The sequence below is a fragment of the Paenibacillus allorhizoplanae genome, from assembly GCF_927798215.1.
GTDB classification, from domain to species: Bacteria; Bacillota; Bacilli; order Paenibacillales; family NBRC-103111; genus Paenibacillus_E; species Paenibacillus_E allorhizoplanae.
Genome location: NZ_CAKMMW010000013.1, coordinates 8,544 through 35,471 on the forward strand (window position 1 = coordinate 8,544; position 26,928 = coordinate 35,471).

At 45.5% G+C, this 26,928-nt stretch carries 24 protein-coding genes and 1 riboswitch; of the genes, 7 read left to right on the top strand and 17 right to left on the bottom strand.

Features of this window, described 5'->3' with window-relative positions:
• The 3 genes from L6I86_RS20210 to L6I86_RS20220 form a co-directional block, all read right to left on the bottom strand.
• A partial coding sequence (locus L6I86_RS20210; protein ID WP_236290009.1) for an Ig-like domain-containing protein occupies positions 1-2,568 on the bottom strand: 2,568 nt, incomplete at its 3' end.
• Between the two features lie 46 nt (positions 2,569-2,614).
• Positions 2,615-3,139, bottom strand: a complete 525-nt coding sequence (locus L6I86_RS20215; RefSeq protein ID WP_236290011.1) for a phage tail protein — start codon at positions 3,137-3,139, stop codon at positions 2,615-2,617.
• A gap of 11 nt (positions 3,140-3,150) precedes the next feature.
• Complete coding sequence (locus tag L6I86_RS20220) at positions 3,151-4,146, bottom strand: phage tail protein (protein WP_236290013.1); 996 nt, start codon at positions 4,144-4,146, stop codon at positions 3,151-3,153.
• Positions 4,147-4,335: 189 nt separating this feature from the next.
• On the opposite strand from L6I86_RS20220, the gene L6I86_RS20225 reads away from it, so the two are divergent.
• From L6I86_RS20225 to L6I86_RS20235, 3 genes are all read left to right on the top strand, one after another.
• Positions 4,336-5,970 carry a PhoX family protein gene (locus L6I86_RS20225; protein WP_236290015.1) on the top strand — a complete coding sequence of 545 codons (1,635 nt, stop codon included), beginning with the start codon at positions 4,336-4,338 and terminating at the stop codon, positions 5,968-5,970.
• A gap of 132 nt (positions 5,971-6,102) precedes the next feature.
• Positions 6,103-6,201: riboswitch (purine riboswitch) on the top strand.
• A 61-nt stretch (positions 6,202-6,262) separates the two neighbouring features.
• The gene (locus tag L6I86_RS20230; protein ID WP_236290016.1) at positions 6,263-7,687 is read left to right on the top strand and encodes an NAD(P)/FAD-dependent oxidoreductase; all 1,425 of its coding nucleotides are present in this window, start codon (positions 6,263-6,265) and stop codon (positions 7,685-7,687) included.
• A 187-nt stretch (positions 7,688-7,874) separates the two neighbouring features.
• Positions 7,875-8,222 (top strand): LytTR family transcriptional regulator DNA-binding domain-containing protein, encoded by a 348-nt coding sequence (locus L6I86_RS20235; RefSeq protein ID WP_236290018.1) that lies wholly within the window; start codon positions 7,875-7,877, stop codon positions 8,220-8,222.
• 73 nt (positions 8,223-8,295) lie between these two features.
• On the opposite strand, the gene L6I86_RS20240 is transcribed toward L6I86_RS20235, so the two are convergent.
• From L6I86_RS20240 to L6I86_RS20265, 6 genes are all read right to left on the bottom strand, one after another.
• Positions 8,296-8,694, bottom strand: coding sequence for a hypothetical protein (locus tag L6I86_RS20240; RefSeq protein ID WP_057311922.1), 399 nt, complete (start codon positions 8,692-8,694; stop codon positions 8,296-8,298).
• Positions 8,695-8,803: 109 nt separating this feature from the next.
• Complete coding sequence (locus tag L6I86_RS20245) at positions 8,804-10,069, bottom strand: MFS transporter (RefSeq protein WP_236290021.1); 1,266 nt, start codon at positions 10,067-10,069, stop codon at positions 8,804-8,806.
• Positions 10,066-10,515 (bottom strand): MarR family winged helix-turn-helix transcriptional regulator, encoded by a 450-nt coding sequence (locus tag L6I86_RS20250; protein ID WP_236290023.1) that lies wholly within the window; start codon positions 10,513-10,515, stop codon positions 10,066-10,068. The genes L6I86_RS20245 and L6I86_RS20250 overlap by 4 nt, the downstream gene beginning before the upstream one ends.
• Positions 10,516-10,862: 347 nt before the next feature.
• On the bottom strand, positions 10,863-11,945 hold the full coding sequence (locus L6I86_RS20255) for a lactonase family protein (protein ID WP_236290025.1): 1,083 nt from the start codon (positions 11,943-11,945) through the stop codon (positions 10,863-10,865).
• Between the two features lie 25 nt (positions 11,946-11,970).
• A complete protein-coding gene (locus tag L6I86_RS20260; protein WP_236290026.1) occupies positions 11,971-12,606 on the bottom strand; it encodes a DUF2238 domain-containing protein in 636 nt (211 codons plus the stop codon).
• Between the two features lie 105 nt (positions 12,607-12,711).
• The gene (locus L6I86_RS20265) at positions 12,712-13,557 is read right to left on the bottom strand and encodes a helix-turn-helix transcriptional regulator (protein WP_236290029.1); all 846 of its coding nucleotides are present in this window, start codon (positions 13,555-13,557) and stop codon (positions 12,712-12,714) included.
• A gap of 133 nt (positions 13,558-13,690) precedes the next feature.
• On the opposite strand from L6I86_RS20265, the gene L6I86_RS20270 reads away from it, so the two are divergent.
• The 3 genes from L6I86_RS20270 (at position 13,691) to L6I86_RS20280 (ending at position 16,512) form a co-directional block, all read left to right on the top strand.
• On the top strand, positions 13,691-14,686 hold the full coding sequence (locus L6I86_RS20270) for a Gfo/Idh/MocA family protein (protein ID WP_236290031.1): 996 nt from the start codon (positions 13,691-13,693) through the stop codon (positions 14,684-14,686).
• A gap of 30 nt (positions 14,687-14,716) precedes the next feature.
• Positions 14,717-15,655, top strand: a complete 939-nt coding sequence (locus L6I86_RS20275; protein ID WP_236290033.1) for an aldo/keto reductase — start codon at positions 14,717-14,719, stop codon at positions 15,653-15,655.
• Positions 15,656-15,900: 245 nt separating this feature from the next.
• Positions 15,901-16,512, top strand: a complete 612-nt coding sequence (locus tag L6I86_RS20280) for a c-type cytochrome (protein WP_236290035.1) — start codon at positions 15,901-15,903, stop codon at positions 16,510-16,512.
• Between the two features lie 50 nt (positions 16,513-16,562).
• Here the strand turns inward: L6I86_RS20280 and L6I86_RS20285 are convergent, their stop codons facing one another.
• From L6I86_RS20285 to L6I86_RS20295, 3 genes are all read right to left on the bottom strand, one after another.
• Complete coding sequence (locus tag L6I86_RS20285) at positions 16,563-17,276, bottom strand: anti-sigma factor (protein WP_236290037.1); 714 nt, start codon at positions 17,274-17,276, stop codon at positions 16,563-16,565.
• Entirely contained in the window at positions 17,273-17,845 is a 573-nt protein-coding gene (locus tag L6I86_RS20290) for an RNA polymerase sigma factor (protein ID WP_056610566.1), read from the bottom strand. The genes L6I86_RS20285 and L6I86_RS20290 overlap by 4 nt, the downstream gene beginning before the upstream one ends.
• Positions 17,846-17,984: 139 nt before the next feature.
• Positions 17,985-19,664, bottom strand: a complete 1,680-nt coding sequence (locus L6I86_RS20295; protein WP_236290039.1) for a hypothetical protein — start codon at positions 19,662-19,664, stop codon at positions 17,985-17,987.
• Positions 19,665-19,929: 265 nt separating this feature from the next.
• Here L6I86_RS20295 and L6I86_RS20300 point away from each other — a divergent pair, with 265 nt between their 5' ends.
• Positions 19,930-20,685 (top strand): DeoR/GlpR family DNA-binding transcription regulator, encoded by a 756-nt coding sequence (locus tag L6I86_RS20300; protein ID WP_171632028.1) that lies wholly within the window; start codon positions 19,930-19,932, stop codon positions 20,683-20,685.
• 61 nt (positions 20,686-20,746) lie between these two features.
• Here L6I86_RS20300 and L6I86_RS20305 read toward each other — a convergent pair whose 3' ends face one another.
• The 5 genes from L6I86_RS20305 to L6I86_RS20325 form a co-directional block, all read right to left on the bottom strand.
• Positions 20,747-22,006: an MFS transporter gene (locus tag L6I86_RS20305; RefSeq protein ID WP_236290041.1), complete on the bottom strand. Its 1,260-nt coding sequence runs from the start codon at positions 22,004-22,006 to the stop codon at positions 20,747-20,749.
• Between the two features lie 160 nt (positions 22,007-22,166).
• Complete coding sequence (nagZ, locus tag L6I86_RS20310) at positions 22,167-23,798, bottom strand: beta-N-acetylhexosaminidase (protein ID WP_236290044.1); 1,632 nt, start codon at positions 23,796-23,798, stop codon at positions 22,167-22,169.
• A gap of 27 nt (positions 23,799-23,825) precedes the next feature.
• Entirely contained in the window at positions 23,826-24,641 is an 816-nt protein-coding gene (locus L6I86_RS20315; protein WP_236290046.1) for a carbohydrate ABC transporter permease, read from the bottom strand.
• Positions 24,638-25,522 carry a carbohydrate ABC transporter permease gene (locus tag L6I86_RS20320; RefSeq protein ID WP_236290047.1) on the bottom strand — a complete coding sequence of 295 codons (885 nt, stop codon included), beginning with the start codon at positions 25,520-25,522 and terminating at the stop codon, positions 24,638-24,640. Before L6I86_RS20320 ends, L6I86_RS20315 begins: the two co-directional genes overlap by 4 nt.
• Before the next feature lie 14 nt (positions 25,523-25,536).
• The gene (locus L6I86_RS20325) at positions 25,537-26,883 is read right to left on the bottom strand and encodes an extracellular solute-binding protein (RefSeq protein WP_236290049.1); all 1,347 of its coding nucleotides are present in this window, start codon (positions 26,881-26,883) and stop codon (positions 25,537-25,539) included.
• Positions 26,884-26,928 lie beyond the last annotated feature (45 nt).

The window sequence follows — 26,928 nt, forward strand, 5'->3', positions numbered from 1 at the left end:
AACTTCACCTACTGCAGTTCCCGTTAATAAGCCAGTCGACTCGTTTATCTCCGCATTTCCTGTACCTGGCTCGATGCTCCATACAACGGTAGCATCCGTCGCATCCTCGGGATATACCAACGCTCTCAATTGCAGCGTTTCTCCATTTCGTACGTTTGTTGTTTCGCTTTCACTTATTACGTCTATACCTGTAACAGGTATCGCTTTAATTGTAACTGTCAGCGTTCCCACAATGTCTGGATTATCATTCGCCGTTGCCTTAACGATAACTTCACCTACTGCAGTTCCCGTTAATAAGCCAGTCGACTCGTTTATCTCCGCATTTCCTGTACCTGGCTCGATGCTCCATACAACGGTAGCATCCGTTGCATCCTCGGGATATACTAACGCTCTCAATTGCAGCGTTTCTCCATTTCGTACATTTGTTGTCTCGCTCTCACTTATTACGTCAATACCTGTAACCTTTTTAGGTGCAATCGTAATACTCTGCGTCCCAACTACACCAGAACCATCTTTAGCTGTTGCCTTGACAAGTACCTCGCCTAACGCTATTCCAGTCAATAATCCGTCAGAATTAATACTCGCATCTCCCGTACCAGCAACTACACTCCAGGTTAGTGTCTTGTTACCAGCGTTCTCGGGTAAGACGTTGGCACTCATTTGCAACGTTTGTCCAATCGTCACAGATGCTGCATTATCACCACTTAATACTTCAATACTACTCACAACAGGTAAAGCACGATTCACGGTAACCACAGTCGTAGTCGTTGTTCCATCTTCTGCTCTCACCGTAATAGTAATCTCTGTATTACCTACCAGAAGAGAAATAGGTTGGCTCAAAGTTCCACTTTCAACTGAACTATTGTTAACTGTCACTGTTGCATGTGATTCATGAACAGTTGGCATAACTTTCAAAGTGTCGTCCACATAAGGAAGGCTTACTGTGTATGCCCTTTTACCTGCGTCGAAAGCTGGTGCTAATATGCCTTTAGAAACTGTTAAATTACTTAACAGGGAATCATTACTCACAACGGTTGTAGTATATGACGCACTATTATTTGAAGTATACATCTCCGTGCCGCCAGATACTGTTACCGAACTTGTTAATGTGCGGGCTGCATTTGCTGCAACATTCACAGTCAAATCAATAGGTGGATACGCAGATTGACCTTGCGGAATATCGGATCGTGAACAAGTCCGTGTAGTATAAGTACAAGACCATCCATTCCCACTCATGGCTGTTGGTGTCAATCCTGTTGGCAACGTAACTACCGTAGTCACTGGACCACTCACGGGTGGCGTCCCGGAATTATAAACCGTAACCGTATAATGTGCTCCCGTTTTCCCTGGTGAAAAAATTCCGTTTGACCCAGACGCTGGCGCTATGGCTACTTGCAAATCTTTTTTGTCTGGATTAATCGTAAGATCCCCGCCATTATTTCCGCTCATCACAACACCATTAATCAGATTAGGTATTGATAAGCCAGTTACATAGATCGCTCCGCCACGAACAGCGGTATTACCTGTTAATGCCACAGTATTTAAAGATACCGATCCGAAATAATGATCAACAACAAGACCGCCACCATCTCCATCAGCCACATTATTAGTTATCGCTGTCTGTGAAATAATCGCAGGTACACCTAAATATATACCTCCAGCTTGCCCCTCGGAGCCTGCACCGGATGCTTTACTGGCTGCCCTATTCCCAGTGAACAAACCATCTGTGATAGTAACTATCCGCGAGGTTGTAGTCTCCGGAGTTATCGCCATACCACCCCCAAGTCCATAAGAGGTATTGTTTGTAACGGTAACATTAACCAGATCAAGGTTCATATCCCCCTGCAAAAATACTCCTCCGCCTTGCGAACTATAGGACGAAGAGCTAGAAATTCCGGCCTCATTATTTTGGAAAGTAACATCATTTAGTTTAACTGTCCCACCTGCTGCACCCGATAAATAAGCGCCACCTCCGAAACCAACTCCAGACGTGTGGTTATCCTGAATGATCGAATGAGCTATCTCAATCGTACGGGTTCCCGCGTCTCCATCTATTCCACCTCCACCATATCCAAGCGGGGCTTTACCATAACGAATCGTGAGTCCTTGAATCTTGACATCATATCCAGGAGTACTGACATTTGGATTAATGGACAATACACGGTTCGTTGCAGACGCAGCATTGCTTGCTGCTTGAATAATCGTATTCGCAGGATTACCTAAATTCCCATCTAAAATGACGTCGCTACTTATCACCAACTGCCCGAGCGTTGAATTCAACGTATATGTGCCAGGCGGTATCGTAATCGTATCAGTACCTGCCAACTCATTTGCTTCCATTAAAGCTGCTCTGATCGAGCAGTCTCCATTGCCATCATCACAAATCCCGTTTCCAGGATAAGCATCTACAACGTCCATCGTTGTATTTACTGTAAATGTGGTAGCAGCTTTAGCTGACCCAACAAAGCTAAACCAAACGCCAACAATCGCAACCAACATTAGAAAAAAAACTAACAAACTCCTATTAAATTTCTTAAAAGCCAATGGTTCCTTTCGACCGAATGCCACTTCCTCGCCCCCCTCTCCCTCATTAAAAAACAATAAAATAAGCTATTTAATATCGTGGTGGAAATATTCCTTGCGTAGCAATACAAAAATTAAGAGTCAGATACGGTTGCATATTATTATGAGGCTGGCTATTTCCAGTTGGAGCAACGGCTTGTGCTCCCATTGGCTTCAAGTTAGTCATCTCTGTATAAGCAGCTGCCCCACGTCTACCTTGAATATCCATTAACATCTGATCTTTCGGAGATTCCTGAGCAAATCCAGATCTTTCATATTGCATTGCATGAGAGTGCGCTGGTATTTGCGAAGTCAGCAACGTGACTGACTCAGAACCCTCCGATTGACCCAGATCATACTGCGACAATCCCGGTCCTTGTCCTGGGTGCAAGGGAACTTTCCCTTGTAAATTCGGAAGGGCAAAGGTAGTTCTCCCATCTCCTCCATACGTTGTGCCTAATAATGAAAATAATGCTGCATTTTGCTGTATAGATAGTATTTGGCCGTTGCACTGCACCCACCCTGTAGGAGCGAAATTAAACGGGAAAATGCGAATTTCTCCAAGATATTGATCCATAAAATCTCTCCTTAATTTCTACTAGGGAAAATCCCCTCAGTTGCGATAATTGCATTCAGACAAAGGAACGGCTGTCTATTCTCATGTGGTTGCCCCCCGCCTATATAAGCAACCATGGAGCTGTTAGATGCATTATCCGCGATATAACCATACGAGCTCGTAGTGGTCATAGCAAATGTATGATTTGCGAGATTTTTGGAATCCGCTGTGTTTAAACTTGCGCTAAGTGAATGCATGTGGGCAGGCATTTCATTTGTAGTTAAAGTATGGATTTTCTCTCCGCCCGACTCACCAATTGTAAACCCCTCCCCCATATGAATGGGGATTCTATTCTGTAAATTAGGTAAAGCAAATGTCGATTGTCCATTTCCGCCATAAGTTGTCCCCATTAAAGCGAAAAGTGCTTGATTCTGAGCAATGGGAAGTGTTTGACCGTTACAAAGTGCCCAGCCACGTGGCACAAAATTAAATGCAACCCAACGTATTTCAGCCAAATACTCTTCATCATACATGCCTCCTTCTATGCTAGGATAGTCCCCCTCCACACAAATAATATAATTGATAGCCAAATATGGCTGAATATTAGAATGCGCCCCACTTCCACCAGTACTTCCGAGGATTCCTGTAGTTTGCGTCGCCCCAACGCTATCCGTGAATTGATTGAGTGTTGATCTTGCTAGGACAGTCCCCTCAGGTGTGTTCGTACTTCCAAATTTGGACGATACACCAAAAGCATGTGAATGAGCAGGAATTTGATTTACGGTTAGCGTAACCTCTTCCACACCACCTTGTTCACCAAATGTTGCCTCATTCCCTACGTGTAGCGGTACCCTGCTCTGTAAATTGGGCAAAGCGAAGGTACTAATTCCATCACCGCCATAAGTCGATCCTATTAAACTGTATAAAGACTCATATTGGGAAATCGGGAGTATTTGACCATTACAAAACATCCATCCATACGGAGCAAAATTACCTCCAAACATTCTAATCTCACCAACATAGGCCATTATATGTATCCTCCTAATTTTGAATTGACGGTTGCATGCTAATTAAACAAAAACGAGTTATCTTCCACTCTAAAAATTTCGACAATATTCTCTATTATTCTAGCAAAATTTAGGTAATAATACATGCATATTTTTTATTTTATGGTATGTTATTACTATAATAAGCTCATTCAAGTCGGGGGGAACGTCATGGAGTCAAAAAAAACATTTTCACGGCGACATTTTTTGCAATATTTAGGCTTAAGTGCAGTTTCAGTTGCTTCCACCTATACAGGTCTCGCAGCATTCACTCAGAAAGCAAGTGCTTCAGAGGTCATTGATGCCTATGAGCAGTTGCCAGAAGTATTCAACCCTACCTTACATACAGCAGCTGATGCGGATCAACTTCTATTAAGTAATGGATACTCCTATCAGGTCATAGCGGCATACGGGGATAAAATCAACAAAAATGGTGATACCTTTGGCTTTAACAGCTGCTACACCTCCTTTTACCAACTGCCTCATTCAAATAATGAAGCCTTGCTATGGGTCAATCATGAATCAGGTCAGTATCCTTGGCTCATAGATCGTTCTAAACCTATCGTATGGGAACAACAGAAACAGCTGCTTTACGAGCAAGGTGGCTCCTTGTTACATCTCAAGAAAGATACCTTCGGAGCGTGGAAACTTGTTGACGATTCCTCCCTTGCACGACGGATCTCAGGCTTATCTCCGATCGAGTTAACAGGACCCGTTCGAGGAACATCATCGGTTCATGGTGCTACGCGTGTCCAAGGGACATTCGCTAACCGCGGTGGCTCCAAAACCTTATGGAACACGCAGCTTGCTTGCGAAAACCAGTATGAAGCAACTTGTCGTGATGCCGGATTAGCACTGTCTCATTACGGCTGGATCGTCGAGATCGACCCTTTCAATGTGCAGAATCAACCCGTGAAACACACAGCTCTAGGCAGATTTCATCACGGCAGTGCGGCTATGACTTTAAATGCGAGTAACCAAGTTGTCCTTTACATGGGGGAAGACTCACCGACCGGATTTGTATACAAATTCGTAAGCAAAGACCAATGGAGCAATGGTCAAGATAAAGAAAATCTTTTAGCAGAAGGTAATCTATATGCCGCAGACTTCATTCAGGGGCGTTGGATTGAACTCTCCCTTTCGAATGTCAATAAAATGCTAAAAAGCTTTACCTATCAAGTACCTGAGTCTATGTATAAATCGAAAGAAGTCCTGCTTGAACAGTTCACAACCCAAAGTGATGTGCTTACTTATGCCAATGAAGCAGCACAAATTATAGGAGCAACCATCTGTGATCGTCCTTCTGAGCTTACCCTGCATCCCATAGATAAATCTGTATATATTGCTTATACGCAGAATACTAACCGAGGCAACCTTCATGGTCAGATAATTCGTCTAAAAGAAAAAGGCAGCACTAGCTTTGAGTTCGAAACGTTTCTTACAGGTGGACGACAAAGCGGTTTTAGCTCTCCTGGCAGTTTATCCTTTGATAAACATGGTAACCTATGGGTCGGTTCAGATCTTGCTCCTGACCAATTAAATTCCGGTGCTTGGTCCGAATTTAAAAATAATGGCATGTATCTCATCCACCGTGCAGGTGTTGCAAGTAAAACGAAACAGTTCGCTTCTGCCCCAACGGAAGCTGCACTTAGCGGCGTTTCCTTCACCGAAAACCAGGATACTGTATTTGTGTCCGTTAACCATCCAGGTTCAGCAGGTGCAGGTACGGACAAACCTACAAGTCAATGGCACCGTAAGTTTGGAGATAAAAACCCACGTTCAGCAGTCGTGACGATTACGCTTTAAAACCAAACAAAAAAGTCGTGTGCATCATGCACACGACTTTTTTGCATATCAATTCCCTGGTCATTTTCACGAACATTAACCCATTGACAACCAATAATGTTCGTATTATGATAATCAAGGCAATGATAATCAGCCACATAACTATGAATCGTTCGTATATCCTCGAGGATTGGCTTGGGGGTCTCTAGAGGAAGCCATAACTTCCTAGCTACGACGGGTGCTCTTTTTCGCATACCCGTGTGGCTAGGTTTTTTTGCGTCCAAATATGATTGTTCCAGAGGAGATTGCTGCTATGAAAGCTTATGATTTTATCGTTGTTGGTGCAGGACCTGCCGGTATTTTTGCTTGCTATGAGATGACATTGCTTCACCCTAACGCGAACATTTTACTCGTTGACAAAGGCCACGATATTTACAAACGCAGTTGTCCGATTCTTGAAAATAAAATCAAACTTTGCCCACCTCCAGCTGGTAAGAAGGACTTCTCTGGTTGTCTCCCTGCGTGTTCCATCACCTCCGGTTTTGGCGGAGCTGGTGCTTACAGTGATGGCAAATTCAATATTACAACCGAGTTCGGTGGCTGGATGACAGATTATTTGGCACCTAGTAAAGTTATGGAGCTGATCCGATACGTGGATAGTATCAATCTCCAGCATGGAGCTACAGAAAACATTACGGATCCTACAACCGAAGCAGTGAAAGATATAGAGCAACGCTCCTACGCGGCGGGCTTAAAGCTGCTTCGCGCTCAGGTTCGTCATTTGGGCACAGAACAAAATCTAATGATTCTCAAATCCATCTATGAATATTTAAAAACACGCATCGATATGCAGTTCAAAACCGAAGTCGATGATATCATCACAACGAAAAAGGAAGATAAAAATGTCATTCAAGGCATTCGTTTGAAGGATGGCACGGAGCTCCTTAGCAATTATGTCATGCTGGCTCCAGGACGAGACGGTTCAGCTTGGTTAACGCAGGTTCTCAAGAAGCGCCGACTCAAAATGTCCAACAATCAAGTCGATGTTGGTGTCCGTGTTGAAACCTCTGATGTCGTCATGCGAGAAATTAACGAACATCTGTATGAAGGTAAATTTGTGTATAACACTTCAGTTGGTACACGAGTTAGGACCTTCTGCAGCAACCCTTCTGGACATGTCGTTGTTGAAAATCACAGCGGCATCATGGCAGCAAATGGCCATTCTTACAAGGATCCTGCACTTGGATCCAACAACACAAATTTCGCGTTACTCGTTTCTCATAAGTTTACGGAGCCTTTCGATAAACCGAATGAATATGCGAGAGAAATATGTAAACACGCGAATGACTTATCTAGCGGTGGCGTCATCGTTCAGAAATTCGGCGATATTATGCGAGGACGTCGATCCACCGCTGACCGGATACGTGAAGGCTTCTTAGAACCAACGCTTTCGGAAGCAGTGCCAGGGGATCTCGGACTTGTCCTTCCCTACAATACGATGAAAAGCTTAATCGAAATGATTCATGCTCTTGAAAAAGTTACACCAGGTATCGCATCCGAACATACGCTTTTCTACGGTGTAGAAGCGAAATTTTACTCGGCTCGACCTAAGCTGAGCGAGAGTTTTGAGACTGAAATCAGAGGTCTCTTCTGTGGTGGGGACGGTGCTGGTATTACTCGAGGATTAGCACAAGCAGGTGCTGCTGGCGTATGGGTTGCACGTAACATTCCACTGTAAATTATTTCCGAGGAAATAAGTGTTCGTTCGTCAAAATTAGCGAAAAACCAACATACTCAACCTAGAAAGGGAGAAACATGTTGGTTTTTTTTCGATGAAAAAGCCTTCCCATGCCTCACAGATTATGGTAAGATAAAACCGTCACAGTGAATGTAAGCGTTATCATTTTAAGAAGGGGGCAAATAAAATGAATGTAGCGCTCGAGCTCGAAGTAAAAAATACGTATGAGGATTTTATTTTAGAAAAGGACATCATGTATTTCCGCGTTGGTGAGCATGGCCTAGTCTCCTTTCATGGGAAGAACTATCATGTCAAGAAACGTCTTAATACGGAAGAGATCCAGAATATAACCTCAGATAGTAGCTTTTTCAAAGTAAACACAGATAGTTATGTAAACACTCGTAAAATTCAACATATTGGGGACGGTAAAGTATTTTTCGAAGTTAGAGGATCCGAATCCAAATACACGTCGATTACGAAGCTTCGCCAACATAAGCTGAAAGAAATTGTTTTACAACAAAAGGCTGATGCATAAACACAATCAAATATAAGCGCCAAAAAAGGAGCCGTGCGAATTGATCGCCAGCTCCTTCCTTGTTTTTAAACCATTATGATATTTTAGCTAGTGTCTCTTGCTGATGCTCGCGGATCAGAAAGCGTATGTAATCGACGGTTGTATCTTTCACTTTTTTGGCTTCTTCCAACGTAGCGAAGCTGTATTCAGCATAATCTGTGCTTTCATACTTGTTCAACTCTTCATTGTTCATGCCAAGCGTGGAAAAGTTATGAATGAGCTCATAGGATGTTTTCGAATCCACATTTTTCACAAAAATATCTTTCGAAAAGAAGGAGCCTTGTTTCTCTACTTTAAAGATGACTCGAAACGGCTTCTCCTTATCCGAAACAAAACATTTAATGACAACGTCGATTTCCATCGTTTTGTAATCCACAGTGTGCTTCGGTTCCTGCATTGGTTTCTGCATCCATTTCTTCAATATCCCCAGCACAAGATCCCTCCTCACACATGAACTTATCCTCATATTGTAGCGAATCCCTAGTTAATTGACAACCCAAATGATAGAATCTTTATAATATAAAAAGTCGAATTTACTCTTTTTAAGCCATTTCCTGCTCTTTAAGAGATTGTGTTGAGAGCGACGACTTATATTTCCAAGTAATAAACAAGCAAAGCAGCCCCGTTAGAACTCCACAAGCAACAAATGCGCCATTCGCCCCAAATCGATCCGCAATGAACCCAGAGAACAGACTGCCAATCGGTGTAGAACCCGCAAATACAAGGGAATACACACTCATAACACGTGCACGATACTCATCCTTTGCATACATTTGAAGTGCAGAATTACTATTTGTCGCGAATAAAATATTAAAGAATCCCGTGAACGCAAGCAGCGTACCACAGACCCAAACGGAACCGCTTAGACCATTAAGAATTAAGCAAATGGCAACCATGCAGCTTGCTGCCATACTCAACTTCAGCTTTGGTCCTCGCTTACTGCGAAACGACATCGTCAGTGCCCCAGCAAGAGAACCCACACCCAAACAAGACATCAACGTACCGTAAGTCGTCTCTCCCATGTGCAGGACATTTTTGGTGAACACAGGAATTAGAATATTAAAGTTAAAAGCGAGCGTACCAATAACAGTGACGAGCAACACAGTTGGTGAGAGAATCGGATCTTTGGCAATGTAGACGATACCATCTTTAATTTCCTTCAGAATACCTTCTTTCGCTCTCATCTTACGTACGTAGGGCGCTGCTTCAATATGAATCAGTCCATATAGAACAGCTATAAAGCTGACTCCATTTAGCAAAAAACACCAACCTGCACCTAACCAGGCCATCATAACTGCACCAATCGAAGGACCAACAATTCTTGCCATATTAAACGTCGTTGAGTTGAGTGCAATCGCATTCATCAAATCTTCCTTACCCACAATTTCTACATTAAAAGCCTGCCTTGTAGGCATATCCAATGTATTATTTAAGCCTAGAAGCAATGCTAAGACAAGAATATATTCATATCGAACCGTATCCGTTAGTACCAATGTCGCCAATGCGAAGGCAAGTATCATCGAAACCGTTTGAGTTAGTATAAGAATCTTCTTCTTCGGAAATTTATCCACAATAATGCCGGCAAACAGCGAAAACAATAGAATCGGTAGAAACTGACACGCAGCCACAATCCCAAGTTTGAGAGATGATCCCGTCAGTGTGAGAACGAGCCAGGACTGCCCGATATTTTGCATCCATGTACCGATCAGCGATACACATTGCCCTAACCACATATAGCGATAATTCTTGTGTGTCAACGCATGGAAATGCCGATCAATGAACACAGCTCCCGCAACTCTCATATTCATTGGTCTACCTCTTCCTCAGCAAAATGAGCCGCATTATGACCCATTTTCTCTAAAATCGTAAGAGCCATCTGCTTCTCCTCATCCGACAATCCGAACGTCAACCTCTCTCGCCAATCGGTGAGTACTTTCCGCACATCTTCTTTAATTCCGCGAGCTTTATCCGTCAATAAAACCTCGTAGCATCGCTTATCTTTTTCACTGACAGTGCGCGTTATGTAGCCTTGCTCTTCTAGCTTTTTCAGCGCTTTTGCCGTGGTTCCTTTATCGATTTTCAAATAGTCGGACAGCTCCTCTTGCGTTAAACCGTCCTCTTTATACAACGCATTGAGGAAAATATGCTGACCTCTACCAATCTCGAATTTCTTCAAATGATCACCAATATACATCTGTCCGTAACGGTAAATCAGCGAGACCCACCTTGGAATCGAATTCCTCGTTTCAATCATTGCAACAACCCCTCCTAGTATCTGATTGTACAACTAACATACACTTACCTACCGAATCGTTGCACTTGCCACTAATTTAGTGTACGCCGAATACGTTGCATGTGCAACTAATTTTTGGCGGATTTTTTAGCCCTCGCATCGCGTTGGGGTGGGGGCATATTTCATGAGTGTAGTGATGTTTTTCATCACTACAGAATGACTTTCGGCGGATTCATCCACCTCCAACCTCTGTAAGCGTGTTTTTCAATGTTACAGCTCACGCCACACAAAAAAAAGGAGGCGCAAGTCGAAACTTGCCCCTCCTTTTTCAGAAATAGCGCCTAACGCCGCTGCGCGTTCAGCGCTTCTTATAGAAACCTCACGCAAACCGGTCGCGATACCGCTACGGTGTGCTCCGTTTCTTGCAGCATCCCTGTCTCCGCATCCCTGCGGAAAACAACGATGCTGTTCGAGTTCTGATTCGCCGCGAGCAGGAATGCATCCTGCGGCGAAAGCGCGAAGTTCCGCGGCCATTGCCCCCGCGTCGACTGCCAACCCACGACCGACAGCGTGCCGCTGTCTCGGTCGACCCCATAAACCGCGATACTATCGTGTCCGCGGTTCGATGCGTACAAGAAACGGCCATCCCCTGAGAGGTGGATGTCCGCGCAATAGCTGACACCGCCTAAGTCCTCCGGCAGTGTCGACAAGTTCTGGACCGCGGCCATGCGGCCCGCGTCCGCCTCATAGGACAACACGGTCACCGTGTTGTCCAGCTCATTGATCGCGTACACATACGTGCTGTCCGCGTTAAACACCACATGCCGCGGGCCCGCGCCCGGCTTGACCTCTGCTCCGCCATGCGGCTGCAGGTCACCGCTCTCCGCGTCAATGCGGCTAACGACCAGTCGATCAAGTCCCAGATCGACCGATACAGCAAATCGATTGTCCGGTGACGGGACAATCGCGTGCGCATGCGGCGCTTCTTGGCGATCCGCTTGCGGTCCAAGCTCGCCATCATGCTTGATCAGCTGTGTAGGCTCGCCTAAACCACCGCCCGCTTCAACGGGAAACACCGTCACATCGCCGCTTAAGTAATTCGCCACATACACCCTGTGGCCGGTGGCATCCAAGCTAACGTAGCAAGGGGCAGAGCCATCAGCTGGCTGTTGGTTGATTTTGCTCAATCTCCCCGTGCCCGGTTCAATCGCATAGGCTGCTGCCGAGCCTCCGAATCGTCCCTCATATATCACCGTTTCACTCACAGCGTACAAGACCGTTTTTTCCTTGTTAACCGCTAGAAACGAAGCATTCGGCAAATCGCTGTACGTTTCAATCAGCGTCAATTCACCATTTTGCCCATTAAAGCTATATAAAGAAATGCCTACCGGATGCTGATCATCCGTGTATGAACCAACATACACAAATGCCTTTGTATTCTCATTTCCCATACCCAACGCAGCCTCCCATTTTCCCCTATAAGTTATCTTCCACACGCCTTCGTTTCCCAAAAGCCGTCACACACATCGCGATAACTGCTCCGTACAAGGCGAGTTCCATATCATGCTGAGCATCCCAAGGATCCCCTTGCGCACCAACGAATAACGTACCGATCTCAGGAGCTACGATCATGGCAACCCACATTTCGATAAGCTCATAGAAAGCACCCATAGCCAAAACGATAACACACGTCATCACATAAATCCATCTTCTCCCAAGTGTTGTCCAGACCCTCAAACCTTCATAGATAGGATAGGCGCAAAGCAACCCGAAACTCAAATGAACAAGCCGATCGAAGTGATCCCGCTCAGACCCGAATATATGCCGCAACCAGGGATCGAACCACGTGCCGTTGTACGAAAAGTGAGCCCCTACGCTATGCAGCAACAGGAAACTCGCCAATAAACCATACGTTAGATTTGAAAATGTAAAAACGCTATATGTTGCGATTAATCCAAGTAATGTTGCCCATGTCAAAAGATTTTCTAATACCCAATCCCCACGACTATGCGGCGCAATTGCCAACCATCCCCACACACCAAGCCAAACAACCAGAATCATATGCAATATCCAATTGGTTTGAAAAGGTTTCTTATTCGCTTGATTTTGCATCTGCTCAGCCCCCTTATCGTCTCTACAGACTAAGAGTACCGCGCTAGCATGCCTTCCAAAAGTACTAACTTTTTCTAGTACCGGGTACTGCATCCAAGCCTTTTTTCAACTAAATGATCCTTTCATATATAGGCTGCGGAACTCACTCGGTGTCATCCCTTCATGTTCATGAAATCGCTGATTGAAATAACTCGCAGACGTATACCCCGCTTCACCTGCGATGTCTTTGATCGGCCAATTCTCTTTCTCAATTAAACGCTGCTTAGCGAATTGGATTCGGCAAAGTGTAATGAACGACAGCGGCGTCATCGAAGTAGCTTTTCGAAATATTTTGCAAAAATAATACGTACTGACGCCCGTTAGCTCCGCCCACTCTTCGAGATTAAATGGCTCGCAAGCTCTACGCTGCATCTCTGGAAGCAAGGCTAGAATCCGATCCACGGATTCCGTCCCTCGATTGACCGTTAAGGGCGAGGCGTAGCTCATGAATTCGCACAAAATCATATACATCAACGTGCTCAACTGTGTAGGTCGAAGTATTTGATGGGCTTCCGCTTCTAAAAGCAGCTCATTGAAAGCTTTCTCAAGCTCTGCATTTCTTTTTAACGTCCATAAATTGCGCAGAAATCCCTTCTCCAACAGGAACTCCTTGATCTGATCCCCATAAAAATGCACCCACCGAACATCCCATGGATCATCTTTTGAACTGTAATAACGCTGCTCTTGATAGGGCGGAAATAAGAAGGCATCTCCCTTTTGCAAGGTGTATAGCTGACCCTCGATTTCCACATAACCTTTTCCTGAGATCACAAAATGCAAACTATACGTTGACCATAAGCCCTCAGGGCGCTCGACTTCATGCTGAGCTTCATCGCGATACCAGCCTACGGATTCTGGGAATATGAAATACATGGATTGCTGTAAGGTTGGTAACATAACATGTCTGCGCATCGAATAAGACCTCATCTCTAATGACAATATTACGATAGTCGATTCAATATATTGTTATATTCATTTTAAATAACTCATTTTATAATAGCAATATAACGTTACACATTCCGCAAGAAAAAGGAGAACTGCTGTCATGACTAAACTTCGTTGGGGAATTTTAGGATGCGCGGGTATTGCAATCCGTGCCTGTATCCCGGGGATTAAACAGTCCGAAACTGGTGTTGTAAGCGCGATCGCTAGTCGCAATCTGGAGAAATCTCAAGAGGTTGCCGCCAGGCTTGATATCCCGAAAGCCTATGGAAGCTATGAAGAATTGATTGCGGATTCGGATATTGATGCGATCTACATCCCACTTCCGAACCATTTACATAAAGAGTGGACGATCCGCGCAGCGCAGGCTGGAAAGCATGTACTATGTGAAAAGCCCGCTGCACTAACAGCCGCTGAAGTTGGGGAAATGGTTACGGTTAGTGAAGAGGCTGGCGTGCTATTCGCTGAAGCTTTCATGTACCGCCATCATCCTCGTTACGAGCGTGTGAAGGCCATCATGCAATCTGGCGAAATCGGAGATATTCGCGGTATTCACGGTACATTTACGTTCAGTAATCCCGATGATAGCAAAAATGTTCGTTACGTCCGCGAATGGGGCGGCGGCTCGGTCTATGATGTTGGCTGTTATCCGCTAAGTGCGGCTAGATTTCTACTAGAGCGTGAACCTGAAGCTGTTACCACGCATGCGTTCTTCTCTCCGGAACATGATAACGTCGATATGATGATGTCCGGACTTGTTGAATTCAGTGGCAATGTAGCCCTCACGTTCGATTGCGGGATGTGGGCTTCGTTCCGAAATACACTTGAGATTCTAGGTTCCAAAGGACGCATTGTAATTCCATCGGCTTTTGTAACACCAACGGAAGAATCTGGTCATTTCCAAGTTTTTGTTGGGAACGAACAGCGCGAAGAAAAAGTTCCTTTCCTTAACCAATACGCCTTGCAAGTCGATGATATGGCCTATGCTGCATGGGGTGAAAAAGCGCAGCGTTTCCCTGCAAAAGATGCCATTTTAAATTTGAAGGTTATCGACGCTTGCTTGAAATCCGCAACAGAACGCGCTCGCGTTCAGCTTTAATAATTCAAAACGAGAGGCTGGGGAATATACATGAAGCATATTCAAATAAAAGGATTAGATAAACCGGTATCCAAATTAGTGATGGGATCTGACTTTTTCAGACTAGATAACCCGCACGAGGTTAGTGAAATCCTCCATCATTATTTGGCGATTGGCGGGAACACGATTGATACTGCTCATATTTATTGTGGCGGGCAGAGCGAACAAGCGCTTGGTATTTGGCTGGACGAAACGGGCAAGAGAGAAGAGATGGTGTTATTCACCAAAGGTGCTCATCATGATAACAACGGCCCTCGTGTGAATCCGGAAGCCATTCGTCATGACTTACTGACAAGTTTAGATCGGATGCGTACCGATTACATCGATTTGTACGGTTTACACCGTGACGACCCTGCAACACCTGTTGGCGTCATTGTCGAAGCTTTGAATGAGCATCTGGAAGCTGGCCGTATTCGTGCTTTCGGTGGGTCCAATTGGACGCATCAGCGTTTGCAAGAAGCGAATGAATATGCCGCGCAGCATGGCCTCGTTGGCTTTAGTTTCAGCTCACCTAACCTTAGCCTCGCTAAGCCAAATGAGCCGTTCTGGGCTGGCTGCGTTTCTGCCGACGCAGAAGCCTTGCGCTGGTACGAAGAGCAGCAGTTTCCACTGCTGTCATGGTCTTCGCAGGCGCGCGGTTTCTTCACGGGCCGGTTCTCGCCGGAAATCCGCGATAACGCTGATCTCGTTCGCGTATTCTACAGCGACGAGAACTGGACGCGGTTGCAGCGTGCGCAGCAACTCGCACAAGAAAAAGGCGTGAGCGCGATCCAGATCGCCCTCGCTTACGTGCTAAGCCAGCCGTTTCCGGCGTGCGCGCTGATCGGACCGCGCACCGAAGCCGAGATGGTCTCCTGCCGCGATGGCGCAGAGCTCGTGCTGTCGGCGCAGGAGCTGGCCTGGCTTGATTTGACTGGAGCTGCGGTGTAGCTCTAGGTTATGATGTTCTTGTGAGGGCTGTCTCAAAGGTCAATTTAGACCTTTTGAGACAGCCTCTTTTTCCGTTAATAACCGATGAGTAAACCTGCTTCACGGAATCTAACTGGATTTTCTCCATCTATTTGAAGCGGATTTCTTGGATTCGAAGGATTAGCTGTAGTTTATCTCACACAAATCAAACCGAAATCAATTAGCCTTCGTTACCTTTATAAGTACATACAAAGGAGTTGGAACGATTGAACAAATGGATGCAAGCAAGCCTTTGTGGGATGATCCTCCTCGCAGCTTCAGGGTGCAGCGGAAAAGAAGCCAGTCCAGCGGGCGCCTCACCTGCCGCCGCTTCGGCCACGCAGTCGCCTGTAGCGACAACGACGGCAACAGCAACACCGACTCCACAGGTGTCGGTGACCGTAACGCCTGTGGCAACGACAGCGCCTGCCCCTACAGCAAGCCCAGTAGCTGCAGCCAGCGCAACGCCTCAACCGCATGCATCTGCGACGCCAACAGCGACGACGACGACACCGGCCCCAACGCCAGTTCCTGCTAGCGCGACGCCTGCACCTACTGCAGCCCCTACGCCTGTGCCTACTGTCAAGCCACAGGACACGCCGGCAAGCATCCCAAGCGCAAAAGCCGAGCTGCTCTATAAAGACAACTGCTTGGTATGCCATGGTGTAGGCTTGGCAGGAGATTACGGCCCGAACCTAACGAAAGTTGGTTCACGTAGAACAAAGGAGCAGATCGTCACACAAATCATGAACGGTAAAGTCGAGATGCCAGGATTCAAAGACAAGTTAAAGCCAGATGATATCGAATCATTAGCTAATTGGCTTTCGGGCATGAAGTGAACGAAACACAGGCCTCCTTTTCAGAAAAGGAAGCCTGCTTTTTCGTTAAGTTACGTAGATCCTAACACTTTTTTCCCTCGTGGTTGACTGCCATTCGAATCCGGCTCCAACGTGACACCAATGGAGTCAATTATCAATTCTTTTGCATGAACATCATAGGACAACACACCTTCACCTCTACTATCCACGAGAAGCGTGCCGCAGTTGTATTTCTTTCCATTGTGGTTCAACCAAACCTGATATGTCCAATTTCCTTGTGTTTCGTTCAGTCCAGATAGATTGACCACCACTTTATTAAGATCCCCATGCTTCACGACCCAAGCCGTTCCTGAAGCTGAAGGCATCGACGTGTCCGCTGATTTCAACACGAACGTATTAACGACTTCCGATGGCTTATCTAGTAAAACACTTGCCGATTCTTTGGGGGACGAAAGCGGATAGTAATTCCAGAGAACACCTACAACGATACCGAATACGACTACAGCGGTTAACCCATAGATCCATGTAAAAGACCGCCGCTTCTTGCGTTCTGGTTCCATTGTTGCAATAGAATTCATCACTTGCCCCTTCAAATCCGGCGGAAGTTCCACCTCTTCCATGTGGTAAGGTAGCGTAAGCCAGACAGAGCGCAATTCTGGCAATTCCTCTCTGCATGAGTCACAGGTGCGCAGATGCCGTTCGAAAGAAGCACGTTCCCATTCTGTGCATTCGCCTGTTAAATAATTGATGAGATAGCTGCAGTCAATAGGTTCTTGTTCTTTCATACGTCATCCTCCCCTCGTGATGTCAAATGCTTACGAAGTATTTTTAAGCATTGATGTAGTCGGCTCTTTACGGTGCCTACTGGTTCATTCTTTTTAGAAGCTATCTCACTTAACGAATAGCCTTCCCAATACATCATTTCGATCAATTCAATCTGATTCGTTGATAAATGCACATAGGCTTGTTGAATTTGTTCAACCGTCGACTTACGGGATATGACCGACTCCGGATTCGCATCCCCCGAAACGAGTGCTTGTTCCCACTCACGAGGCTCAAATCGAACGACTTGACCCAGTTTACGATTCTTGCGTACATAGTCAATCGTAATATTGCGTGTGATCGTAATCATCCAATTGACGAATACGCCTTTGCTGGCATCATAGCCCTTGCCTGTTGTCCACAGACGCGTAAACACCAATTGTACGATTTCTCTAGCTTCCTGCTCATTCTTCATGGATTTCATAGCAAACGAGTACACTAGCTTAGCATAACGATCGTAGAGCTCTTCTAAAGCAGAGTGCTCTTTCGCCATAATTAGCTGCATAAGCTCCCCATCTGTTCGATTTCGCATAGCTTGGCTCTCCCCGAGTGAAATTGATGTCTAATTAACTCTTACATTACCATATTTTCAGCTCGAATAGACAAAAACTCCAACCTTTCTGCATCAAGCAGAAGGTTGAAGTTCATAGTTATAGCATTTCTGTTACCTGTTACCTGATTTCAGTTTTTGCAGGATCTAGAACGAACCACACTTTTCCAACGTTTTGCCCTGTCGTATCCCCAGGATTTTTATCTTTAATCCAATAGTACAATGGCCAACCTTTGTAGGTGTTTTGCTTGGTTCCGTCAGTTCGAGTGAATTCTCCGAAATCACTCCCATTCAAATCACTCGACACCGTCAGATTCGCATCATAGAAAATCGGCCAATTTACAATACATGCACCAACACAAGAGTTTACATCTGCTTTATCCTTGGTAAACAAGTACAGCGCCATGCCATTAGCATCGACTAGATATGTGCCAAGTTGATCCGATTTGCTTGTTTTTACCGAACTGTTGATAGCTTTCGTTCCGCTGAAAGTCGCTGGATCTACGACGAACCATACATTACCCACATTTTGTCCCGTCGTATCCCCCATCTTCTTATCGTCTACCCAATAGTACAAAGGAAAGCCTTTGTAGGTTGTTTGCTTCTTGCCATCCGCACGAATGATCGTTCCAAAATCAGCCGAGTTCGTACCCGTAGGTGCAGCAATGTGGTCGGCATTATATAAAGGCCATTTCTCCAAACATTTTCCAGCACAATTGCTGACACCTTTCGTATCTTTGTCGTAATAATAAAGTGTCATTCCCTTGGTGTCCGTCAAATAGTTGCCAAGATCGGCTTTGGTCCCTATGGCAATTCCAGCTGCTGGCTTGATGACATACCAGAGCTTACCAACCGCATCGCCTTTCGTATCCCCTGCTGCTTGATCCAAAGCATAATAATATAAAGGCCATCCTTTGTACATCAATTGCTGCTTACCGTCTTTACGCAGTAATACACTAAAATCGGCTGCTTGAAAGCCTGCTGGCACCATAAGTTGATCATCGTAATAGACGGGCCATTTCGCTAAGCAAGCATCCACACAAGAATTCAGATCAGCTGCATCTTTTGTAAACGTGTAGAGTGTCATTCCTTTGGAATCAGTCAAATAGCTGCCAAGTGCATCGTTTTTCTTTAATTGAAGTGATTTGTATGTAAGTACTTCCAGCTTATTCGCAGCAAGGATACCTTTTTCTGATAACACAGTTGCAAGTGTTTTGTTACTGCCTTTCAATGATGCGTGCAAGGCTTCGATTGTTGCAGTTGCCACATTCATATTGACGACTTGCCCTACACTTGCGATTTTGGATAATCCCTTTTGTTCAGCGAAAGCAAGTACCTGAGCGAACTCAAAATCTGTTCCTTGCTTGTAACCGAGGGCTTCCAGTAATACCTTATAATAAGCTTGAGCTGTGATGCCAGATACGGGATCAAATTGATCTCCACCTATGCCTTGCCAACCTAGCTCAGGGTGATCTTTGAGGTAACCAAGAACCGCTTGGCCCTCTTTGTAGACAAGACTCGCATCCTTGAAATTATTCATCCCACTGTAAGCTAATGCTTCAGTTTCCAGTCCTTTTAATCGTAGAAACATGATCGCTGCTTGAAATCTCGTTGTAGACTTATTTAGATATTCCGTCGTAAGTCCGTTGCCGTCTCCTTGTAAAATACCCAGATCGCCTGCCACATCGGTCTCTGATTTCACATGCATTTGCTCAGCTGCAATCGCTGTCAAAGCGGTCAGACCCATGATAACACCTAGAAGTACAACAGCTGAAATGACTAATTTCTTTAAATACCTCATACCCGTACACGCCTCCTTAAATGGGGTGAAGCAAACTCAATTTTGAGTGGAATGCTTTTCCTATTTAAGGTAACGAAGCGGAATGGATATCGGTTTGTACTTCTTTCATAAATTAATTAAAGAGAAGAAATGATACAACATTTGATCGGATAGACGACCTTCCTTCGCCATGATAAGATAGAAGGAAGCGTTATTTTTAGCCAAAAAGCCTATTAACATAGAATCGTTACTTAGCTTTCCAGAAGGAAAGCTGTCAGGAGGTACCATGGGAAAGACCGATGTTCGCCGAGATGCCATCATGCATGCAATTAAAGATAAAGGCTCCATTGCCTTGACGGATATTGTGAAGCAATTCAATGTCTCTGAAGCAACTGCACGACGAGATCTAGAAATTCTCGAGCAAGAGAAACGCTGTATCCGCACCTTTGGCGGAGCTGTGCTTGAGAGCTTGAAAGTGGAAGTTCCCTTCTTTAATAAAATGGACCTCTACACAGATGAAAAGAAAGAGATCGCTGACAAAGCCCTTCGTTACATCGAAGATGGCGATATTATCGGGCTAACAGGTGGAACGACTACGACTTTCATTGCCAAAAAACTGAACCAATTCAAAAACTTAACCGTCATTACGAATGCCGTGAATATTGCCTACGAGCTCATCGGCACGCCAGGGCTGCAGTTGATTCTAACCGGTGGTGTGATTCGCACACAAACCTTTGAACTATCAGGCCCACTGGCGAATGCCACACTTGAGAATCTCAGTATCCGCAAAACATTTATGGGCTGCGACGGTATCTCCCTCTCCCGCGGCATGATGATCTACAACGAGCTTGAAGCCGAAACGAATCGCCGGATGATGAAGCAATCGATGGAAACGTATCTAGTGGCTGATCATTCCAAATTTAGCCGAAGCTCTTTGTTTGTTATTGGCGAGGTACAGGAAGCGGTTGGAATCATTAGCGACTCCTCCATCACGCCTGAAATGAAGCTGGCGTTCAAGGAATCGGGAACACCATTCCTCTAAAACAATAAAGCGATATCCCTAGCCATCAGGCCAAGAGATATCGCTTTTTCGCTTTTCATGCTTATTTCAGTTCACTGCTCGGCTGTGGAATTGGAGCAGACTTCATTTTCAAAGACGGCACCATAATACCAACACCGATAACAAAGAGCAACGCCGATGTGAGGTAGATCGATTCAAGTGAGAAAGACGCTTTAATCGTCCCTGCCAGACTCATAGTAATAACCATCGAACCCATAAAGAGCGGTGTTAGAATACCATTCACGCGTCCAACGAAAGATTCCTCGGTATTCCCTAGAATTAATGTACTAATCCCGATCTGAATAGCTGGCATCACAAGTCCTGAGATAAACTGCATCAGAAGTGCCAACCATACCAAATGCGTCACACCTAGCATGGCAAAAGTGACTGCGCTAACCGCCATACCGACGGTGAGCATCGCTTGTGGGGATATTTTTTTGGCAAAGGCCATCGTTACACCACCGCCTATAATCATCGCGGCCCCATTCGCCGCCATAAACCACTGCAAGCTCGACTTCTCTAAGCCTAATTGCTCAGTTACTAGAAAAATGCCAAGTGGGCTTATCAACCCAATCGCTAGACCAGCAACTGCAAAACAACCGCCAAGGATGACTAGCATACGGTTCCTTAGCACATAACGAAAGCCTTGACCCATTTCCATGAAAATATGCGTAGTGCGCGGCTCCGATGTATCTTCTTTCATATCTTTAGGTAGGAACGTAAGAACCAGAGCTGATAACAGGAAGCATGCTCCCATAATCGCCACAGCCGTTTCGATCCCGAAACGATAATAGATGAATGAGCCCAGCATCGGCCCCAAAATCATGAAAATCGCCATCATCGATTGAAACATCGACATCCCCAGTTGCATTTGCGAAGCAGGGACATGCACTTTAAACAGCTTCATGTTGGAAGGTTGAGAGAATTGGGAAAGAATCGATGACACCAACGTGGCAAAGAAGATCGCTTTCCAGGACCCCATATACAACGTGATCAAAATAACAAAAACAGATGCTGCGCTAAGTAAATCGCACCAAACCATCGTCAGCTTGGGCCTCCAGCGATCGGCGAATGCCCCACCGATAAAAGAGAAGATAAATATCGGCGCAAACTCCGCTACCGAGATTAAGGAAAGCGAGTATGGATCATTATTCGTCATGTCTGTGACATAGAGCAGAATCGCAAAGTTACGTATCCAAATTCCGATTTGAAGCAAAATGCCCGATAGCATAATCGTTTGAACGAATCGATTCGCAAAAAAAGATCGCATCGTTGGCTCAGATTGAGCGTTTGCTTGACTCATTTGAAAAAAAACACCCCTTCATAATTAGATCGCTTGTGAAATGCGTGAAATGTGCGCATTGTTCCTACGTAATTGGAAACGAAAAGTTTCACAAGCCTTTCTGATTTTACTAAGAGATGCATTAAGTTGCTAGATATAAATTTTGTATATTTATTTTCCCCTAGTCTTGTCTCCAGCCAATCGGATATTGCTCGGATAAAGTCACAGGTAATCGACCGACAGCTGCTTCACGACCAAGCAACACATTAGCTAGAGAAACCATCGCCAGCGGTCGATTCTCATAACAAGCATAGTACGTTTTCACTTCAGGGAACGCAAGCAAGTCATACGGATTACGCCCTGCTGCGACAATGAGATGCACATCTTCTTTCTGTGCCAAAGCCTTAACCAGCTGTGTTTGTCCCTCAGAGAACGTCGCATTGTAGGTCACAATGACCACTTGCTCATAGGATGCGCAACGCTTCAATGTCTCGGCAATATCCTCCTCGGAAGGAAATAAACCCAAGTACATCTCTTGCACAGGCTCCCCAGTCAACTCAGACAATACACTGCCAAGAGTTCCTTCACGATCAACAACCTCATCGATTTCCGTCCCTGATTGGACTTCCGTCCATATTACGCAGGTTTTATCGTTCAATTGGAGGTCCTTGCCAACTTCATCCTTGACCTTCGTGATGCTCTTACGACTTAACTCCTTCGCCAGCAGCTGATGTTCAGGTGTCGAGATGGGCCCATCTGGAACCTGCGTTAGTGTATCATAACGGATTTCACGCTTGTATTTGTATGTCATAATGCGTAGAACAGACTCATCAATGCGTGCTTCTGAAACCCGACCGCTTTCCACAGCTGCAATGACCGCTTCCATAGCCGCGATCTGACGCTCCAACTCATGGCTTACCAGCAAAATATCCGCTCCCGCTTCGAGTGCACGAACTGCCCCTTCCGCTACGCCAACCCCTTCAGAGATCGCCTTCATTTCTAAGCAATCCGTGACAATCAGCCCTTTGAAGCCAAGCTGACCGCGCAGTAATTCAGTCAGTATCTTGTACGACAACGTCGAAGGTACAGTGCTGTCTTCCAACGCTTCAAAGACCACATGTGCGGACATAATCGCATCTACGCCGCCTTCAATGGCCTTAATGAACGGGGCTAGCTCCAGCTCCATCAATCGCTCCATGCTATGCGGTACCACAGGTAAATCATGATGCGAATCAGCTGTCGTATCCCCATGCCCAGGGAAGTGCTTCACGGTTGCGATTACGCCCATATCTTGCAACCCTTTGACAGCGTGCGTGCCCATATCACTGACAATTGCCGCTGTTTCACCATAAGAACGGACCCCAATTACGGGATTTAACGGGTTATTATTGATATCTAAACAAGGCGCCAAGTTCATGTTCACGCCCATTTGGCGAAGCTCTTTCCCCATCACCTTCGCGCTGGCGTATACGCCAGATGGTGCAAAGGCAGCACCTAATGCCATATTCCCCGGCAGCAAAGTTGCTCCCTTTTCAACTCGTGACACCATTCCGCCTTCTTGATCCACGGAAATAAATAACGGCTGGCCGCCACTATTGAGGCTGATGGCTTGTAAATCAGCAGACAACTGAGCAAGCTGATGAGCATCCTTCACATTACGACGGAAATAAATAACGCCGCCAATCCCATACTCCTCAATTAGTTGCTTTATATGAGGATTCGGTTCCAGTGCGTCAAACCCACAAGCGAATAATTGGCCTACCTTTTCACGTAACGTGAGTGGCTTATAGTTCGAATTTCCTGCTGATGACATGTATGTACACGCTCCTTGAGAGTTTATTTAGGCTTTGATATTTTCCATGATGCCTCTCTGTAGAAGGAGATACATCACAACAACTGGAATCATGCTGATCATGATCGCCGCGCATAGCGAACCATAGTTCATATTCAATTGGTCATAGAAGGCCACCATACTCACAGGGAGCGTCCTCAGCTTCTCTTTGGTCAGAAATAAATTAGCCATGATGAATTCATTCCAGCTCGTTAGAAAGTTCAACATGAATACGGTAAATAGGGACGGTAGTGAAATAGGAACGATGATCCGACACAACAACCCGTATATGGAGAGCCCATCCATAATGCCCGCTTCTTCCAGTTCATTGGGTATGGAGGTCAGGAAGCTGCTTACCATGAATACGGTCCAAGGCAATCCTACTGTCACATATGGCAGAATTAAAGCTAACGGTGTGTTATACAGATGCATGTTCCTTAACAGCATATACAAAGGGACCAGCAAGGAAGCGGCAGGCACCAGCAGAGCCAGGATTAGAATCCTTTTCAGAACAAGACTTAACTTTGGAAAAGACATCCGAGTCAGCGCATAGGCGGTCGCAGTTCCTAGCGCTAACGAAACAATAGCTGAAACCGTCGAATTGATCACACTATTCATAAAATAATGGCCCACATGTGCACCAGTCCACGCATTCCAATAATTCGATAACGAAAGCTCTGTAGGAAAGGACCATGGGGAAGTAATGATTTCTTTATTCGTTTTGAAAGATGAATTCAACGTCCACACAAGTGGAAATAAAATCACCCCGATGTAGATCAACAATACCGCATGTGGAAAAACACGGCGCAGGAGGCTTCCTCTCATAAGCGTACCTCCTCCTGGTTCCTTGTGAACCATCCGAATACGGACGTTAAGATAGCCGTAAAAAAGAGGATCAATACCGCGATACTGTTAGCGTAGCCATACTCACCGATACGATACGCTTTTTTGATCATATAGGACGCCATAACTTCCGTAATACCATAGGGATTCCCACCTGTCATGACAACTACAATGTCCATGGCTTTCATGCCGCCTGTAATGGATAAAAGCATCATAACCACAATGACGGGTCTTAGCAGCGGCAGAATGACGAACCATGCTTGTCTCAGGCTGCCTGCACCATCCAATTGAGCGGCTTCTACCAAATGTTTCGGAATGGCATAGATCGCAGATACAACGAGCACCACATAGAATCCCATCCATTGCCAAGCATTTGTAATCAAAATGGCGAGCATTGCCGTCGCCCCGTCTGCCAGCCAAGCATGCTGCCAGCTCGATAAACCGACAGCTTCTAAGACTTGATTAAGCAGCCCCGCCTGTGGATGATAAATGAATTCCCAGAGTACACCTACGACTGCAGTCGATAGAATCGTTGGAAGGAAAATCAGGGCTTTATAAAACCCGACCCAACGCTTTATTTGACTCACAAGCAGTGCAATGGCTAGTATAATAGGAATTTGAATCCCGATTGAAAAGCTAATGAAATACATATTATTTCGCACGGCAATCCAGAAATAAGGATCTTGGAAAGCAGCAACGAAATTGTCCAGCCCATTAAATATTGCCGGGGAGATGCCGTTCCACTCTGTAAAACCGTAACGCAGCGACATCAGCATGGGATACAAGAAAAAAGTCGCAAATATGAGCAGCGTCGGCAAAGTAAAGAGCGTGTATGCCCATGCATGTCTTCCCATTTTGTTCATATGTCATCCTACTACTATTTGGTATGGGTTTCTTCTTTATTCGAAGCCTCTTGCTGCTTCTGTAATTCGTTCATCAGCGAAGCTGGATCTGTTCGTCCACCAAGCAACTCCTGCATCCCGCGTTCAAGCTTCTCGCGAACCTTCGTTTGAATGCGGGAATCGAAGGCTGGGAAGGTTCCTTTACTATTCGCAAACACATGCAATATTTCCGTAATCAAGGGGTTCACTTGACTCGTATCCTGCAGCTTCATCGCCGGTGGCATACCCTCTTCAACGAGCTGCCTCTTCTGCATGGATTCCGTATACATTTGCTTAATAAACTCTTTGATTGCCAGCAATTGTTCTGGCGTTACTTTTTTGGAAAAGCCATAGGCATTGGACCAGCCCCCATTGATATACCCGTCACCAGGCCCACCCATGGATGGGAAGTTCATGAAGCCGACATCACGAGCAATGACTGATTTCTCAGGATCAAGGAGTGGCGTGTTCGCCCAGCTGCCATCAAACATGAAAGCTGCATTTCCACTGCTGAATGTATTTTGCTGTTCGGCATAAGCAAGTGCTAGACTGCCATCTTGGAAATAGTCTTTTTGAATGAGCGTTCTATACTGTTCAAAAGCTTTCAATACCTCTGGATCCGTCCAATGCATGCTCCCATTCAAAAATCCCTCGATCGAATCCGCACCTGCTGTGCGCACCCACATCGTATTAATCATCATATTAATAACCCAGGAGTCCTTAGCCGCCATGGCAAAAGGGGTAATTTTGGCAGCTTTCAACTTTGCCGCTGCGGCTACTAGCTCGTCCCAGGTTTCCGGCAGCTTGATTCCCTGCTGAGTCAAAATCTTTTTGTTATAGTACAGGCCTTCCACATAACCAGCCATCGGGATCCCATAGATTTTGCCATTCACCGTGAACTCATCGAAGCTATAGAACTTATCTGTTAACCCAAGTTCTTGCAGGATAGGGGTAAGGTCCAGCAGTCGATTCGCCTTCACATAATCCTTCGTATCCGTACCTCCGAACAGGTCGAATATTTCTGGCGGATTCCCTGCAGCCATTTCTGCTCGCAGCTTTTCAAAGCGATTCACCTTATCTTCCACACCATCTAATGTAATCGTTAAGCCAGGCACTTTGGCTTCGGTCGCTTTGACAACATCCTGCAGCATGGCGAGGCGTTTCTTCTGCGTATCCTTTACCTGTGTATGCCGGATGGTCAGCAAAATTGGCGCATTCTGGATACCTTTTCCGTTAGACGCATCACGCCCTGGATCCGAATCATCCGAAAATATACTGCATCCCGACAGCATGAACGTGAGAGCCACGGCACCTGCGCTCCAAATTAGTGTTCGTTTTCTCATCCACTTGGTTCTCCTTTAAACTTACCATTTAAGTATAATTGAACC

What these genes read in the sequence shown, in the direction of transcription:
- L6I86_RS20270 (WP_236290031.1), top strand. Translation starts at nt 13,691, where the DNA reads ATGACTAAACTTCGTTGGGGAATTTTAGGATGCGCGGGTATTGCAATC.
- L6I86_RS20325 (WP_236290049.1), bottom strand. Translation starts at nt 26,883, where the DNA reads ATGAGAAAACGAACACTAATTTGGAGCGCAGGTGCCGTGGCTCTCACG.
- L6I86_RS20245 (WP_236290021.1), bottom strand. Translation starts at nt 10,069, where the DNA reads ATGAATATGAGAGTTGCGGGAGCTGTGTTCATTGATCGGCATTTCCAT.
- L6I86_RS20290 (WP_056610566.1), bottom strand. Translation starts at nt 17,845, where the DNA reads ATGCGAAATCGAACAGATGGGGAGCTTATGCAGCTAATTATGGCGAAA.
- L6I86_RS20255 (WP_236290025.1), bottom strand. Translation starts at nt 11,945, where the DNA reads ATGGGAAATGAGAATACAAAGGCATTTGTGTATGTTGGTTCATACACG.
- L6I86_RS20315 (WP_236290046.1), bottom strand. Translation starts at nt 24,641, where the DNA reads ATGAGAGGAAGCCTCCTGCGCCGTGTTTTTCCACATGCGGTATTGTTG.
- L6I86_RS20260 (WP_236290026.1), bottom strand. Translation starts at nt 12,606, where the DNA reads ATGCAAAATCAAGCGAATAAGAAACCTTTTCAAACCAATTGGATATTG.
- L6I86_RS20265 (WP_236290029.1), bottom strand. Translation starts at nt 13,557, where the DNA reads ATGCGCAGACATGTTATGTTACCAACCTTACAGCAATCCATGTATTTC.
- nagZ (WP_236290044.1), bottom strand. Translation starts at nt 23,798, where the DNA reads ATGTCATCAGCAGGAAATTCGAACTATAAGCCACTCACGTTACGTGAA.
- L6I86_RS20285 (WP_236290037.1), bottom strand. Translation starts at nt 17,276, where the DNA reads ATGAAAGAACAAGAACCTATTGACTGCAGCTATCTCATCAATTATTTA.
- L6I86_RS20320 (WP_236290047.1), bottom strand. Translation starts at nt 25,522, where the DNA reads ATGAACAAAATGGGAAGACATGCATGGGCATACACGCTCTTTACTTTG.
- L6I86_RS20305 (WP_236290041.1), bottom strand. Translation starts at nt 22,006, where the DNA reads ATGAGTCAAGCAAACGCTCAATCTGAGCCAACGATGCGATCTTTTTTT.
- L6I86_RS20295 (WP_236290039.1), bottom strand. Translation starts at nt 19,664, where the DNA reads ATGAGGTATTTAAAGAAATTAGTCATTTCAGCTGTTGTACTTCTAGGT.
- L6I86_RS20215 (WP_236290011.1), bottom strand. Translation starts at nt 3,139, where the DNA reads ATGGATCAATATCTTGGAGAAATTCGCATTTTCCCGTTTAATTTCGCT.
- L6I86_RS20275 (WP_236290033.1), top strand. Translation starts at nt 14,717, where the DNA reads ATGAAGCATATTCAAATAAAAGGATTAGATAAACCGGTATCCAAATTA.
- L6I86_RS20225 (WP_236290015.1), top strand. Translation starts at nt 4,336, where the DNA reads ATGGAGTCAAAAAAAACATTTTCACGGCGACATTTTTTGCAATATTTA.
- L6I86_RS20220 (WP_236290013.1), bottom strand. Translation starts at nt 4,146, where the DNA reads ATGGCCTATGTTGGTGAGATTAGAATGTTTGGAGGTAATTTTGCTCCG.
- L6I86_RS20250 (WP_236290023.1), bottom strand. Translation starts at nt 10,515, where the DNA reads ATGATTGAAACGAGGAATTCGATTCCAAGGTGGGTCTCGCTGATTTAC.
- L6I86_RS20230 (WP_236290016.1), top strand. Translation starts at nt 6,263, where the DNA reads ATGAAAGCTTATGATTTTATCGTTGTTGGTGCAGGACCTGCCGGTATT.
- L6I86_RS20235 (WP_236290018.1), top strand. Translation starts at nt 7,875, where the DNA reads ATGAATGTAGCGCTCGAGCTCGAAGTAAAAAATACGTATGAGGATTTT.
- L6I86_RS20300 (WP_171632028.1), top strand. Translation starts at nt 19,930, where the DNA reads ATGGGAAAGACCGATGTTCGCCGAGATGCCATCATGCATGCAATTAAA.